Below are 13,151 nucleotides of genomic sequence, written 5' to 3'. Positions count from 1 at the left end.
CGCCTGCCGGGGCTCCCGGCGCGCGGGCGCGGTCAGCCGAGCCCGGACAGCTCCGAGATCACGTGTCCCACGAGCGGTGTGAGCGTGGCCATCCCGTCGCGCACGGCAGCGCGGGACGGGGCCAGGTTCACCACGAGGGTGCTGCCGGACACGCCGACGAGGCCGCGGGACAGCCCGGCGTCCACCGCGCCCGCGGCGAGCCCGGAGGCACGGATGGCCTCGGCGATGCCGGGGATCGGCCGATCGAGCACGCCTGCGGTGGCGTCGGCGGTGACGTCGCGCGGCGACACGCCGGTGCCTCCGACGGTGACCACCAGGTCGACCCCGCCGATCACCGCCGTGTTGAGCGCGTTGCGGATCGCCACCGGGTCGCCCGGCACGACCACCACCGCGTCGACCACGAGCTTGGCCTCCTCGAGCAGTTCGGTGACCAGCGGTCCGATGGCATCCTCGCGTTCCCCGTGGCTCACCCGGTCGTCCACGATCACCGCGAGAGCTCGACCGATCTGAGGCGGCGCCATCTCCATGGCGCTCACCGTAGCGGGACCCGCGGGGGTGCCCGGCCACCACGTCTTCTTACCGACCGCGAACAGGCGGTCGCGCACGGCCGGGAGCGGGGCGCGAGCCGCCTAGCATCGTCAGGTGCGCATCCTGATCACGGGCGGAGCCGGGTTCATCGGCTCGCACGTCGCCGACCTGCTCGCCGCCGAGGGGCACGACATCGTGCTGCTCGACGCGCTCCTCCCCCAGGCTCACGGCGGGTCGGAGGTGCCGGAGTGGACACGCGACCACGAGTTCGTCCACGGTGACGTGCGCGACGACGCCCTGCTGGCCCGCCTGCTGCCCGGCGTCGACGCCGTCTGTCATCAGGCGGCGATGGTGGGGCACGGTGTCGACCCGTCGGATGCGCCCGCCTATGCCGGTCACAACGACTACGGCACCGCGGTGCTGCTCGCCGCGATGCACGCGGCCGGGATCGCCCGGCTGGTGCTGGCGGGGTCGATGGTGGTGTACGGCGAGGGGCACTACGAGTGTCCCGAACACGGGTCGGTGCGCCCCGGCCCTCGACGGAACGAGGATCTGGACGCCGGCCGGTACGAGCCCCCCTGCCCGCTCTGCGGGCGAGCGCTCGCGCCCGGCCTCGTCCCCGAGGACGCTCCGCTCGACCCGCGTTCCACGTACGCGGCCACCAAGCTCGCCCAGGAGCATCTCGCGGCCGCGTGGGCCCGGCAGACCGGCGGCTCGGTGTGGTCGCTGCGCTACCACAACGTCTACGGCCCCCGGATGCCCCGCGACACCCCCTACGCGGGCGTCGCGTCGATCTTCCGGTCGGCGCTGGCGCGCGGGGAGGCCCCCCGGGTGCTGGAGGACGGCCGCCAGCGCCGCGACTTCGTGCACGTCACCGACGTGGCGGCGGCCAACGCGCTGGCTCTCGGACGCCCGGCGGGCGACGGCGTGCTGGTGCCGGTCAACGTGTGCTCCGGCGAGCCGCACACGATCGGTGACCTGGCCACGACCCTGTCCGCCGCCGTGGACGGTCCGCCGCCGATCATCGCGGGGGGCAGCAGACCAGGCGACGTCCGGCACGTGGTGGCCGACCCCGCCCGCGCCGGTGCACTGCTGGGCTTCCGGGCCGCGGTCTCGTTCGACGACGGCGTGCGGGCGTTCGCGGGCGAGCCGCTGCGCCGCTCCGTCGCTCCGGCCTGACCCCGTCGGTGGCGGGCGACCGCGGTCAGCGGCCGCCGCCCACCGACGCCAACGGGAGTTGCACCTCGAACCGGCAGCCGGGGCCGTGGTTGTGGGCGTGGATCACCCCGTCGTGCGCCTGGACGAGCCCGCGGGCGATCGCGAGCCCGAGTCCACCGCCGGACCGCTCCTCCGGCGTACGGGCGACGACGCCGCGGAAGGCGACGTCGAACACCCGCTCCAGGTCCTCCTCGGGGATGCCGCCGCAGGCGTCGTCGACGCGCAGCCAGGCCCTGTCGCCGGTGACCCCGGCCGCCACGACGACGGCGCCGTCGGGAGGTGTGTGCCGGATCGCGTTGGACAGCAGGTTGCGCACCACGCGCGCCAGTTCGGGGTCGCTGCCCAGCACCACCGGCCACATGCCGTGCTCCTCGGCCCGCACGACGACGCCCTTGCGGGCTGCGGCCACCCCTTCGACGGCCACGGCCTCGGACACGACCTCCTGCAGCGGCACCGCCGACAGCGTCAGCTGCAGCGCCCCGGAGGTGATCCGGGAGAGCTGGAACAGGTCGTCCACCATCCCGGAGAGGCGCACGGTCTCCCCGCGGATCCGCCGGGCGTACTCGGCCACCTCGTCGGGTTCGGCCACGACGCCGTCGGCCAGCGCCTCGCTCATCGCCCGGATGCCGGCGAGCGGGGTGCGCAGGTCGTGGCTGATCCAGGCGACCAGCTCGCGGCGGGACGCCTCGGCGGCCCGCTCGGCGTCGCGGGCCTCGTGCAGCCACATGACGTCGCTGGCGATCCCTCGCCCGAGCATCATCGCCGCGGGCACCGTGACGACCGCGACCGCACCGCACACGACGACGGCGCCTGCGAGCTGCGGGGAGTACATGAAGCCGCTGACCCCGATCACACCGACCAGTGCGGCGAGCACCGGCACGAGCACGAGCACGGTGACCGCCGCCGTGATCGAGCGGCGGCGCATCCGGTGCAACAGCAGCGCACCGAGAGCGGCCACCGGCACGGAGAACGCCAGTGCCACCGGAACCACCGCGTGCAGCTGCTCCGTCATGCCGGCGTGTTCCCGTCGTAGCGGTAGCCGACCCCCCACACGGTGGCGATGCGCGTGGGCTTCGTCGGGTCGGTCTCGATCTTCTCCCGCAACCTGCGCACGTGGACGGTGACCGTGGACTGGTCGCCGAAGTTCCAGCCCCAGACCTGCTCCAGCAGCTCCGCGCGGGTGAAGACCTGACCGGGCCTGCGCACCAGGAACGCCAGCAGGTCGAACTCCCGCACGGTCAGCGCCAGCGGACGCTCGCCGAGGAAGGCACGCCTGCCCGCGACGTCGACACTCAGGTCACCGTCCACCACGAGCGCGGTGCCGGCCTCCCGCCCGGGAAGCTCCCGGGACCTGCGCAGCACCGACGCCACCCGCAGCACCAGCTCCCGGGGGCTGAACGGCTTCGTCACGTAGTCGTCGGCGCCCAGCTCGAGGCCGAGGACACGGTCCTCCTCCTCGCCGAGAGCGGTGAGCATCACGATCGGCAGGTCGGTGCGCTCTCGGCGCAGCCGGCGGCAGACCTCCAGGCCGCCGAGGCGGGGCAGCATGAGGTCGAGGATCACGACGTCCGGGACGCGCCCCGCCACGGCGCGCAGCGCCTGCTCGCCGTCGCCCGCCACCTCGATGCGATAGCCCGCGCGGTCGAGGTAGCGCGTCACCACGTCCCGCACGGTCACGTCGTCGTCGACGACCAGGGCCAACGGCTGGTCTGTCATCGCAGTCTCCGCACCTCACGAGGCTAACCGCGCACATCCTGCACAGACGGCGACGACGACGACGTCACCGATCGGTAAGCGGGAACGGCCCGCCTGACTGACCGGCTCTCCCTACCGTCAACGGCATGCCTCGTCCGGTCGATGTCATCCTCCCGTGTCTCGATGAGGCACAGGCGCTCCCCGGTGTGCTCGCCGCGCTACCGGAGGGTTTCCACCCGATCGTGGTGGACAACGGGTCCACCGACGGTACGCCGCAGGTCGCGGCGGCCCTGGGCGCCACCGTGCTCCATGAGCCGCGCCGCGGGTACGGCGCGGCCGTCCACACCGGACTTGTGGGGGCCACCGCTGAGGTCGTCGCGTTCCTCGACGCCGACGGCTCCCTCGACCCCGGTGCGCTCCCCGCGATGGTCGCGCTGCTCGATGTGGACGGACCGGGCGCTGACCTCGTGGTCGGGCGCCGGTGTCCCGTCGGCCGGGGCGCCTGGCCGTGGCACGCGCGCGCCGGGAACGTCGTGATCGCCGCGCTGCTGCGCCGCCGTGGCGTCCCGGTGCACGACATCGCCCCGATCCGGGTGGCGCGCCGCACCGCCCTGCTGGATCTGGGTATCGCGGACCGTGCGTTCGGCTATCCCCTCGAGCTCCTGCTGAGGGCGGGCGCGGCCGGCTGGCGGTTCACCGAGGTCGACGTGGGCTACCGGCCGCGCACCGGCGGCCGGTCGAAGGTGTCGGGTTCGGTGCGGGGCACCCTCCGGGCCGCCCGGGACATGGCGTCGGTGCTGCGATGACCGCGATCCTGGTGCTCGCCAAGGCTCCCGAGCCGGGCCGGGTGAAGACGCGGCTCTGCCCGCCCCTGTGTCCGGAGCAGGCCGCGGAGCTGGCCGCTGCCGCGCTGCTCGACACCATCACGGCCGCGGCGACCGTGCCCGGCGCCCGGCTGGTCGTCGTGCTCACGGGCCTGCTGCACCGGGCCGCGCGGGGCACCGAACTGGCCACGGCACTGCGAGAGGTCGCTGTGCTCCCGCAACGCGGCGACGGGCTCGGCGAACGGATCGCGGCTGCCCACTGCGACGCCGCGGCGCTGTTCCCCGGGCAGCCCACCCTCCAGATCGGAATGGACACCCCGCAACTCGACGCACCGCGGCTCGCGGCAGCGGCGGCCGCACTGGCCCGGCCCGGGGTGGACGCGGTGCTCGGCCCCGCCGTGGACGGGGGCTGGTGGGGGCTCGGCCTGCGCAGGCCGGCGGACGCCGCGCTCGTGGCCGCGGTGCCGACCTCACGCGCCGACACCGGCGAACGCACCGAGATGGCGTTGCGCGGCGCGGGCCTCACCGTGTCACTGCTCCCCGAGCTGTCCGATGTCGACACCGCCGCTGACGCGCTCGCGATGGCCGTAGCGGCCCCGCACACCCGCTTCGCTGCCGCCGTCACAGGGCTGCCGCCCGGCCTGCTGGCCCGCGGGACGTCGGCCGAGCCGACAGAGCGGCGCCCGGCATGACGACCGCGGTGTTCGCGCCTGCACTCGCCAGGCCCGGGGTCGAGTTGCTACGCAGTGACGGTGGCAGCGCGACGCTGGACACCGATCGCTGGCGGAGCGCGGCGGCGGGCGAGGACAGCTGGCTGCTCGGACGCTGCCACGGGCCGACGCTCGACCTGGGTTGCGGCCCGGGCAGGCTGATCGAGGGACTGGCCGCCCGCGGCGTTCCCGCGCTCGGCGTGGACGTGGCGGCGGAGGCGGTTGCCCAGTGCCACCGCCGCGGGGCCGAGGTGCTGCACGCCGACCTGTTCGGTCCGCTGCCCGGTGAGGGAACGTGGTCGCACGTCCTGCTGGCGGACGGCAACCTCGGCATCGGTGGCGACCCGGTGGCCCTGCTGCGGCGGACCGCCTCGCTGATCGGACCGGACGGCACCGTGCTCGTCGAGCTGGATGCCACCGAGCCCGGGCTGTGGCAGGGACTGGTGCGGCTGCGCTGGGACCATGGTGCGGGCCGGACGGAGCTGAGCAACCCGTTCCCGTGGGCAGCCGCCGGCGTGGCTGCGCTCCCCGGCATCGCCCGCCGGGCCGCCCTACGGCCGACCGTGCTCTACCGCGGGCAGCGCACCTTCGCGGAGCTGGTGGCCCGGTCTTGAATCGCGCCGGCGCTGGGAGGGGGTGCCGGCGCCGACGCGATCCATCAGTCCCTACCCGCGGGGCACCGCAGGCGGGACGTTCGAAACGGAATCATCTTCAGACCGCTCTCGTCAACCACTGCGAGCACATGAGCGGTCACTGTCAGGACGCCGCGCCCAATGTCACCGAAACCGACCGGTCGGCGAGCTGGACGTCGACCACCTCACCTGGCGCCCTGGACCGCACCGCGGCCTGCAGGCCGTCACCGGCGAGAATGCGCTGCCCGTCGAACGCGACGACGAGGTCGCCCGCCTTGATCCCGGCGGCCTCGGCCGCGCTGCCCGGTGTGACGCCCTGGATCCGCGCTCCCGAGACCTGCGGGTCGTCCCCGACGGTGACCCCCAGGACGGCCCGGGATGCCTTGCCGGTGCGTTCGAGCTCCTCGGCCACCCGTTTGGCCTGGTTGATCGGGATCGAGAAGCCCACGCCGATCGAACCGCCCTGCTGCCCCGTGGTGGCGATCGCCGAGTTGATCCCGATGACCCGGGCCTGCATGTCCACGAGCGGGCCGCCCGAGTTGCCCGGGTTGATCGCGGCGTCGGTCTGCAGCGCGTTGAGCACGGTGGCCTCGCTGGCCTCCTGGTCGCCTCCCACGCTGACCGGACGGTTGAGCGCGCTGATGATGCCGGTGGTGACCGTGCCCCCCAGGCCCAGCGGGGAGCCGAACGCGACCACCTGCTGACCGACGCGCACCGCGTCGGAGTTGCCGAGCTCGAGGGCTGTCAGCCCGGACACGCCCTGCGCCCGGATCACGGCGAGGTCCGAGCTGGGGTCGCGGCCCACGATGGCCGCAGGGGCGGTGTCGCCGTTCTGGAACACGGCGGTGACCCGGCCGCGGTTCGCCGCCGCCTCGACCACGTGGTTGTTGGTGAGCAGGAGGCCGTCGGTGCTCAGCACCAGCGCCGACCCCTCCCCTGACGAACCGACGCCCTCGACGCGCAGCTGCACCACGCCGGGCAGCACGCGCTCGGCGACCGCCTCCACCGCGCCGGCAGGCAGCGCGGCCTCCTCGACCGACGGGAGCGGGACGCCGAGCACGCCCATGGAACCGCCGGTGGTGCTCCTGCTCTCGGCGAGCGAGTAGCCGACGGCGCCGCCCACGCCCCCGGCCAGTACCGCGGCGACCAGACCGATCGCCGCCATCCGGGCCGACCGCCGCCGACCGGGCGCCGCCGCCGGGGGTGGCGGCCCGTACCCCGGGTTGCCGAGGGGATAGCCGGTGCTGCTGTACGCGCCGGGATAAGGGCCGCCCGGGTAGGAGGGCGCGGCCCCGAAACCGGCAGCCCCGTCCGGTGTCACCCGCGGGTTCGGGCCGGTGGGCGTCGCGTCGGGGTCGTCAGGGGTCTCGTTCGCCATGCCATTCACCGTGTCCGAATTTGCCGGGATTCAGTCAGGTGAGCCTAGTCGGAGCGGTTCGTGAGGACCGGTTCAGAAGCGTGGTTGGCGGCCGGGCAGCCGCATGGCGAGCAACGCGCCACCCTCCGGGGCCCGGCCCGCCCACACCGCACCCCCGTGGCGCACCGCCACCTGCCGCACGATCGCCAGCCCGAGCCCCGAGCCCGGCATGGTCCGGGAGGTGGCGGAGCGGTAGAAGCGGTCGAACACCCGCGGGAGGTCCTCATCGGCGATCCCGGGCCCGGCGTCGGCCACCTCGAGCACGACGGACCACTCGTCCAGGGGGCGCAGCTGCACCCGGACGTGGCCGCCGGCCGGGCTCCACTTCGCCGCGTTGTCGAGCAGGTTGAGCACGGCACGCTCCAGCGCCGTCGAGTCACCCAGGAGCGTCCACGGCACGAGCGTCGGCACGAACTCCACGTCGCCTGCGCGCCGTCTGGCCCGTTCGAGGGCCCGCAGCACCACGTCGTTCAGCTCCAGCGGTTCGTGCACCACGAGCGGCGCGTCGTCGCGCGCCAGCTCGACGAGGTCCCCGACCAACGTCGACAGCTCCGCCACCTGCGCCTGCACGTCGTCGAGGATCTCGGCGCGGTCGGAGTCCGGGAGTGTCGGGGCGCCGGGCCTGCTGGCCGCGGCGAGCAGCTCCAGGTTGGTGCGCATGGACGTCAATGGGGTGCGCAGCTCGTGTCCGGCGTCGGCGACGAGGCGCCGCTGCTGCTCCTGGGACGCGGCGAGCGCGCCCAGCATGTCGTTGAAGCTGCGGGTGAGCCGCGCGAGCTCGTCCGACCCGTCGACGGGGATCGGCCGCAGCTCCCCCGTGGCGGCGACCCGCTCGGTGGCGGCGGTGAGCCGGTCCACCGGGCGCAGCCCCGCTCGTGCGATGACGACGCCGGCAAGCGCGGCCAGCACCACGCCGATCCCCCCGACGATCGGCAGTGCGACGCCCAGCTTGGTGAGCACCTGCTGGGTGGAGTCGAGCCGCTGCGCGATCACCAGGGCCTGGTCGGCGCCGGCCTGGACGGCCACGACGCGGTACTGGACGCCGTCCTCGGACGCGGTGCGGGTGGAGGACGTCTCGAGACCCTGGGCCACGGCCAGCTCGTCGACTCCGAGCGGGGGCGCCGAGGCCTGGCCCTCCGCGGAGCTCGCCCGGCCGTCCGCCAGGAGGAGGGCGAGGCGGATGTCGCCCGCGCCGAGCACCTCGGTGGGGATGGTGGCCAGCTGACGCGGGTCGGCCAGCTCGCTCTGGGCGGCGGCGGACGCACGCTGCAGCAGGTTGGCGTCGAGCGTCTGCAGGATGTTGACGCGCACGGTCACGAACGCCGCGACCGACACCAGCACCACGGCGAGCGCGGCCACCAGCGCGGCCATGATCCCGATGCGGGCGCGCAGCGAGACGTGGTCGAGTGCCTCGATGCGTGGCGTGGAGCCGTCCGGGCGACCCTGCCGCGACTGCCGTGCCGGCGGGATGCCCGGGCTCGTCTGCTCGGCCTCGGGATGCGGGGCCGGGCCCTCGGGCTCGTCCGGAGCGTTCACTCTCCGGCCGACGACGCCGCCGCGCTCACGCAGCGCAGCGATGCGCGACCACACACGGCGGCCGCCGGCATCGATGCGCCCTCTCGCCCGTTCGCTCACGGCGGCGTGTCACGCAGGACGTACCCGACCCCCCGCACCGTGTGGATCAACCGGGACTCCCCGTCCGCCTCTGTCTTGCGGCGGAGGTACCCGATGTACACCTCGAGCGCGTTGCCGGTGGTCGGGAAGTCGTAGCCCCACACCTGTTCGAGGATCTGACCGCGGGTGAGGACCCGGCGGGGGTGGGCGAGCAGCAACTCCAGCAGCGAGAACTCGGTGCGGGTGAGGCTGATCGGCCGGTCCCCCCGCCGGACCTCGCGGGTGTCGGGGTCGAGAGTCAGGTCGCCGAACTGCAGCGACCTGCTCGGACCGTCCATCCCGTCCGTCTCCTCCGGCGTCCGGCGGCGCAGCAACGCCCGCAACCGCGCGAGCAACTCCTCGAGGGCGAACGGCTTGGGCAGGTAGTCGTCGGCGCCCGCGTCGAGACCTGCCACCCGGTCGGAGACGGCGTCGCGGGCGGTGAGAACGAGGATCGGCAGGTCGTCGCCACCACTGCGCAACCGCCGGCACACCTCCAGGCCGTCGACACGCGGCATCATCACGTCGAGCACCATCGCGTCCGGCCGCTGCGTGAGCACGGCGTCGAGTGCGGCCTGGCCGTCGTTGGCGAGTTCGACCTGGTAGCCGTTGAACGCGAGCGAACGGCGCAACGAGTCGCGGACGGCCCGGTCGTCGTCGACAACAAGGATGCGCATGGCACCTAGTGTGACCTGCGCGTCTGAGACGCGCCTGAGAGGTACTTGTGCAGAGCACCATGTGTTTCCGGTGCTCACGGTGGGCGTCAGGCGTGGTTGCGACGGCGGTAGAGCCAGGTCGAGCCGGCGAACGCCACCACCAGGATCCCCACCGTCCAGGCCAGTGCCACCCAGCCCCTGTCGCCGATCGGCGTGCCCGTGAGCAGGCCGCGCACCGTCTCGATCACAGGGGTGATCGGCTGGTGCTCGCTGATCCCCTGCAGGAACGACGGCATGGTGTCGGTCGGCACGAACGCGCTGCTGAGATACGGCAGGAACAGCATCACGAACCCGAGCACGCTCGCCGACTCCACACTCTTCGCGATGACCCCGAGCCCCGCCGCGAACCAGGACAGCGCGAGCACGTAGAGCAGCACCAGCCCGGCGGCGAGCAGCCAGTCGCCGAAGGAGGCGGTCGGGCGGAAGCCCATGGCCACCGCGGTCAGCACGACGATCGTGGTGGAGAGCGCGTTGCGCGCGACGCTGGCCGTGACGTGCCCGGTGAGGACCGCGGAACTGCGGATCGGCAGTGACCGCAGTCGATCGATCATGCCGCTGGTCATGTCGGCGGCCACGGACATCGCCGTGGAGGACGCCCCGTAGCCCGTGCAGAGCAGGATGATCCCGGGCACCACGTAGTTGATGTAGGCCGTCCCCGTGTCGATCGCGCCGCCGAACACGTAGACGAACAGAGCCATCATCAGCAGCGGCAGGACGATCGACATGAAGAGCGTGTCGAGGTTGCGCCGCGACAGGCGGACGCTGCGCCCGATCATGGTCAGAGCGTCGCCCACGGCGTTTCCGAGACCGCCGTGGGTGCGCTCCAGGGCGGCGGTGGCGGTGGTCATGGCGGTCCTCCGGTCGGGGTCGATGGTGGTCATGCGGGGACGGCGGCGGGGACCCGCCCACCGGTCGGGGCGGTCACGGTGAGGAACACGTCGTCGAGCGTCGGTCGGTGGGACGTCACCCGCCCGACCCGGACCCCCGCACTCCGCAGGTGGTCGAGCACCTGGTGCAGGTGGTCCGCGCTCCCGTCGGACGCGACGCCGAGCACGAGCCGTTCCGGATCGGCCACGCAGCCACGCCCCGCGAGCAGACCGGCAGCGCGGGAGAGCTCGACGGGGTCGGTGAACTGCAGGTCCAGCCGCTCCCCGCCGACCTGCGCCTTCAGCGCGTCCGCCGTGCCCGACGCAGCGATCCGCCCGTGGTCGAGCAGCACGATCCGGTCGGCGAGCCGGTCGGCCTCCTCCAGGTACTGGGTGGTGAGGATGATCGTCGTCCCGCCCCGGACCAGCTCGGTGATCGCCGCCCACATCGTGACGCGGCTGGCGGGGTCGAGGCCGGTGGTCGGCTCGTCGAGGAAGATCACCCGCGGCGCGGCCACCAGGCTCATCGCCAGGTCGAGCCGGCGGCGCATCCCGCCGGAGTAGCCCTTCACCCGCCGGTCCATCGCCTCGACGAGGTCGAACCGCTCCACCAGCTCCAGCGCCCGCCTGCGTGCGCCCGACCGGCCCAGGTGCATCAACCGGCCCACCATGACGAGGTTCTCCCGGCCCGTCTGCTCGTCGTCGACCGCGGCGTACTGGCCGGTCAGGCTGATCGCCGCGCGCACCTTCGCCGGCTCGTGCAGGACGTCGTGCCCCGCGACCGTCGCGCGGCCGCCATCCGCCCGGGACAGCGTGGTGAGGATGCGGACGGTGGTCGTCTTCCCTGCCCCGTTCGGTCCGAGCAGTGCGAGTACGGACCCCTCCTCGACCTGCAGGTCCACCCCGTCCAGAACCACGGTCGATCCGTAGGCCTTGCGCAGGCCCGATGCTTCGACGATCACTGCCTCTCCTCCCTACTGCGTATGATCTACGCTATAAAGCGTATAGCCTACGCAGTAAGGAGCGGAAGGCCCCCTTCCTAAACTGGTTCCCGTCGACGACGAGAGGGCGAGGATGGCCGACCAGACGGACCTACCGGACGGGGTCGCCCTGCTGTGGGGCCTGCGCGAGGCGCCGCGGAAGGGACCCAAGCCCTCCCTCACCGCCGGGGACATCACCCGCGCGGCCATCGAGCTCGCGGACGCCGAAGGGCTTGCGGCGGTGTCGATGTCCCGGGTCGCGGCGCAGCTCGGCAACTCCACGATGGCGCTCTACCGCCACGTGAGGAGCAAGGACGAGCTGCTCACCCTGATGCTGGACGCCGCGCTGGAGGAGCCGCCGGCCCTGCCCGGCGACGCGGACTGGCGATCGGGGTTGACGCTCTGGACCCACGGCGTGCTGGCCGCGATCAAGCAGCACCCGTGGTACGCCCAGCTACCGCTCGGCGGCCCGCCCGTCGGGCCGCAGAACCTCGCGTGGTTCGAGTGCGCACTCACCGCCCTGTCCCGCACCGCGCTCGAGGAGCACGAGAAGGTCGGAGTCGTGATGGGCCTGCTGACGTACGTGCACGGTCAGGTCCGGCTCAGCTCGGCGCTGGCCGCGGGACACGCGAAGAACCCGGACGCGTTCAGCCGCCAGTACGCCGCCGTCCTCACGCGCGTGGTGGACCCCCACCGGATGCCGGCACTCGGCAGGGTGCTGGCGGCCGGGGTGTTCGACGTCGACTCCCTGATCGAGGAGCAGGACGCGGATGCCGACTTCGACTACGGCCTCACACTGTTCCTGGACGGGCTGGCAGGCGTCCTCGCCGCCCGCACCTCGCCGACGGTCAGCGCACCCAGTCCGTGAGCACGTCCTGTGCGTCGCCCACCACGCGGACGTGGAACGCCGGGTCGAGCTCGCCGTCGGGGTAGAGGTCGACGTTCACGCAGTAGGCGCCGGCCGCGCGGGCGGTGGGAGCGAGCCAGGACGCCGGCGCAACCCGCCCCGAGGTGCCGATGGCGAGGAAGAGGTCGCACTCCGCCGCGAGATCCCGCGCCGTGCCGAGGTCGTCCGGGTCGAGCATCTCGCCGAACAGCACGACGGCCGGACGAGCCGGCTCCCCGCACTGCGGGCACTGCGGCGGATCGGTCCGCACCACCTCGTCCGCCCGGCCCGTCCAGCCGCAGAACGCCTCGTCGAGACACCGCGCCCGGCCCGCCGACCCGTGGATCTCCACGACGTTCTCCGACCCGGCCTGCTGGTGCAGCTCGTCGACGTTCTGGGTGATCACCGACGCCCCCGCGTCCGCGAGTGCCCGGTGGGCCACCGTGGGCCCGGAGCGGCTGGCCTTCTCGTACATGCCACCCCAGACCGACCACAGGGCGTCGACGTTGCCGGGCAGCAGCTGGACGTGCATCGCGCGTTCCATCTCCGGCGACAGCCGCCAGAGGCCGTCCGGCCCGCGGAACGTGCCGAGACCCGCGGCCACACTGATCCCCGCTCCCGTCAGCGCGCAGACCCGGGTGAACCGGTCGCGGGGCGCGACCTCGGCGAGCGTCTTGACATCCACGTGCGTTCCGACCTTCCCGTGCCGCCTGCCTGAGCAGCCACACCCACGATCATCCCACCTCGGCGGGCGGGGGGTCGGGCTCCGAGAACAGGCCTCCGGCCGGCAACCCCGCAGGACCCGGGCCGAGGGGCCGCACCCCCCGCTGCGCGGCTAGGATCTGCCGGGTACGCCCTCGTAGCTCAGGGGATAGAGCATCGGTTTCCTAAACCGTGTGTCGCAGGTTCGAATCCTGCCGGGGGCACATCTGTGATGTCGCGGGACACCGTGCACGGGTGTCGCGCGACATCGTTCACGGTCGCGGTTGTGGTTGGTAGTCCCGGGTGGGGTCGAGGGTCAGCTCC

General features: G+C 73.4%; 14 protein-coding genes and 1 tRNA gene. 6 read left to right on the top strand and 9 right to left on the bottom strand.

The annotated features are described in order from the left end of the window. Nucleotides 1-32: 32 nt before the first annotated feature. Complete coding sequence (locus tag AC5L35_RS35990) at nt 33-521, bottom strand: MogA/MoaB family molybdenum cofactor biosynthesis protein (RefSeq protein ID WP_495064274.1); 489 nt, start codon at nt 519-521, stop codon at nt 33-35. A gap of 121 nt (nt 522-642) precedes the next feature. Here AC5L35_RS35990 and AC5L35_RS35985 point away from each other — a divergent pair, with 121 nt between their 5' ends. Continuing rightward, the gene (locus AC5L35_RS35985) at nt 643-1,707 is read left to right on the top strand and encodes an NAD-dependent epimerase/dehydratase family protein (RefSeq protein WP_495064236.1); all 1,065 of its coding nucleotides are present in this window, start codon (nt 643-645) and stop codon (nt 1,705-1,707) included. A 25-nt stretch (nt 1,708-1,732) separates the two neighbouring features. On the opposite strand, the gene AC5L35_RS35980 is transcribed toward AC5L35_RS35985, so the two are convergent. Then, nucleotides 1,733-2,758 (bottom strand): sensor histidine kinase, encoded by a 1,026-nt coding sequence (locus tag AC5L35_RS35980; protein ID WP_495064235.1) that lies wholly within the window; start codon nt 2,756-2,758, stop codon nt 1,733-1,735. Further along, nucleotides 2,755-3,462: a response regulator transcription factor gene (locus tag AC5L35_RS35975; protein WP_495064234.1), complete on the bottom strand. Its 708-nt coding sequence runs from the start codon at nt 3,460-3,462 to the stop codon at nt 2,755-2,757. The genes AC5L35_RS35980 and AC5L35_RS35975 overlap by 4 nt, the downstream gene beginning before the upstream one ends. 125 nt (nt 3,463-3,587) lie before the next feature. On the opposite strand from AC5L35_RS35975, the gene AC5L35_RS35970 reads away from it, so the two are divergent. From AC5L35_RS35970 to AC5L35_RS35960, 3 genes are read left to right on the top strand one after another with little or no spacing between them, the layout of a single operon-like run. Continuing rightward, on the top strand, nt 3,588-4,247 hold the full coding sequence (locus AC5L35_RS35970) for a glycosyltransferase family 2 protein (RefSeq protein WP_495064233.1): 660 nt from the start codon (nt 3,588-3,590) through the stop codon (nt 4,245-4,247). Next, a complete protein-coding gene (locus AC5L35_RS35965; RefSeq protein ID WP_495064232.1) occupies nt 4,244-4,957 on the top strand; it encodes a TIGR04282 family arsenosugar biosynthesis glycosyltransferase in 714 nt (237 codons plus the stop codon). The genes AC5L35_RS35970 and AC5L35_RS35965 overlap by 4 nt, the downstream gene beginning before the upstream one ends. Next, nucleotides 4,954-5,589, top strand: coding sequence for a methyltransferase domain-containing protein (locus tag AC5L35_RS35960; RefSeq protein ID WP_495064231.1), 636 nt, complete (start codon nt 4,954-4,956; stop codon nt 5,587-5,589). Before AC5L35_RS35965 ends, AC5L35_RS35960 begins: the two co-directional genes overlap by 4 nt. Nucleotides 5,590-5,731: 142 nt before the next feature. Here the strand turns inward: AC5L35_RS35960 and AC5L35_RS35955 are convergent, their stop codons facing one another. From AC5L35_RS35955 to AC5L35_RS35935, 5 genes are all read right to left on the bottom strand, one after another. Continuing rightward, nucleotides 5,732-6,985 (bottom strand): S1C family serine protease, encoded by a 1,254-nt coding sequence (locus tag AC5L35_RS35955; RefSeq protein ID WP_495064230.1) that lies wholly within the window; start codon nt 6,983-6,985, stop codon nt 5,732-5,734. 72 nt (nt 6,986-7,057) lie between these two features. Continuing rightward, nucleotides 7,058-8,395 carry a sensor histidine kinase gene (locus tag AC5L35_RS35950; RefSeq protein WP_495064273.1) on the bottom strand — a complete coding sequence of 446 codons (1,338 nt, stop codon included), beginning with the start codon at nt 8,393-8,395 and terminating at the stop codon, nt 7,058-7,060. Between the two features lie 260 nt (nt 8,396-8,655). Then, the gene (locus AC5L35_RS35945; RefSeq protein WP_495064229.1) at nt 8,656-9,354 is read right to left on the bottom strand and encodes a response regulator transcription factor; all 699 of its coding nucleotides are present in this window, start codon (nt 9,352-9,354) and stop codon (nt 8,656-8,658) included. An 86-nt stretch (nt 9,355-9,440) separates the two neighbouring features. Then, nucleotides 9,441-10,274, bottom strand: coding sequence for an ABC transporter permease (locus AC5L35_RS35940; protein ID WP_495064228.1), 834 nt, complete (start codon nt 10,272-10,274; stop codon nt 9,441-9,443). Then, nucleotides 10,271-11,221 carry an ATP-binding cassette domain-containing protein gene (locus AC5L35_RS35935; RefSeq protein WP_495064227.1) on the bottom strand — a complete coding sequence of 317 codons (951 nt, stop codon included), beginning with the start codon at nt 11,219-11,221 and terminating at the stop codon, nt 10,271-10,273. Before AC5L35_RS35935 ends, AC5L35_RS35940 begins: the two co-directional genes overlap by 4 nt. A gap of 112 nt (nt 11,222-11,333) precedes the next feature. On the opposite strand from AC5L35_RS35935, the gene AC5L35_RS35930 reads away from it, so the two are divergent. After that, nucleotides 11,334-12,107, top strand: coding sequence for a TetR/AcrR family transcriptional regulator (locus AC5L35_RS35930; RefSeq protein ID WP_495064226.1), 774 nt, complete (start codon nt 11,334-11,336; stop codon nt 12,105-12,107). Here the strand turns inward: AC5L35_RS35930 and AC5L35_RS35925 are convergent. Continuing rightward, nucleotides 12,088-12,810 carry an SIR2 family NAD-dependent protein deacylase gene (locus tag AC5L35_RS35925; protein WP_495064225.1) on the bottom strand — a complete coding sequence of 241 codons (723 nt, stop codon included), beginning with the start codon at nt 12,808-12,810 and terminating at the stop codon, nt 12,088-12,090. The genes AC5L35_RS35930 and AC5L35_RS35925 overlap by 20 nt on opposite strands. Before the next feature lie 168 nt (nt 12,811-12,978). Between AC5L35_RS35925 and AC5L35_RS35920 the strand changes: the two genes are divergently transcribed. After that, nucleotides 12,979-13,051, top strand: a tRNA-Arg gene (locus AC5L35_RS35920). Nucleotides 13,052-13,151: the final 100 nt, after the last annotated feature.

Source organism: Pseudonocardia sp. OZ21, assembly GCF_059359135.1.
This window is presented reverse-complemented; position numbering and strand designations above follow the sequence as displayed.

What these genes read in the sequence shown, in the direction of transcription:
- AC5L35_RS35990 (WP_495064274.1), bottom strand. Translation starts at nt 521, where the DNA reads ATGGCGCCGCCTCAGATCGGTCGAGCTCTCGCGGTGATCGTGGACGAC.
- AC5L35_RS35980 (WP_495064235.1), bottom strand. Translation starts at nt 2,758, where the DNA reads ATGACGGAGCAGCTGCACGCGGTGGTTCCGGTGGCACTGGCGTTCTCC.
- AC5L35_RS35975 (WP_495064234.1), bottom strand. Translation starts at nt 3,462, where the DNA reads ATGACAGACCAGCCGTTGGCCCTGGTCGTCGACGACGACGTGACCGTG.
- AC5L35_RS35970 (WP_495064233.1), top strand. Translation starts at nt 3,588, where the DNA reads ATGCCTCGTCCGGTCGATGTCATCCTCCCGTGTCTCGATGAGGCACAG.
- AC5L35_RS35965 (WP_495064232.1), top strand. Translation starts at nt 4,244, where the DNA reads ATGACCGCGATCCTGGTGCTCGCCAAGGCTCCCGAGCCGGGCCGGGTG.
- AC5L35_RS35960 (WP_495064231.1), top strand. Translation starts at nt 4,954, where the DNA reads ATGACGACCGCGGTGTTCGCGCCTGCACTCGCCAGGCCCGGGGTCGAG.
- AC5L35_RS35955 (WP_495064230.1), bottom strand. Translation starts at nt 6,985, where the DNA reads ATGGCGAACGAGACCCCTGACGACCCCGACGCGACGCCCACCGGCCCG.
- AC5L35_RS35950 (WP_495064273.1), bottom strand. Translation starts at nt 8,395, where the DNA reads ATGGCCGCGCTGGTGGCCGCGCTCGCCGTGGTGCTGGTGTCGGTCGCG.
- AC5L35_RS35945 (WP_495064229.1), bottom strand. Translation starts at nt 9,354, where the DNA reads ATGCGCATCCTTGTTGTCGACGACGACCGGGCCGTCCGCGACTCGTTG.
- AC5L35_RS35940 (WP_495064228.1), bottom strand. Translation starts at nt 10,274, where the DNA reads ATGACCACCATCGACCCCGACCGGAGGACCGCCATGACCACCGCCACC.
- AC5L35_RS35930 (WP_495064226.1), top strand. Translation starts at nt 11,334, where the DNA reads ATGGCCGACCAGACGGACCTACCGGACGGGGTCGCCCTGCTGTGGGGC.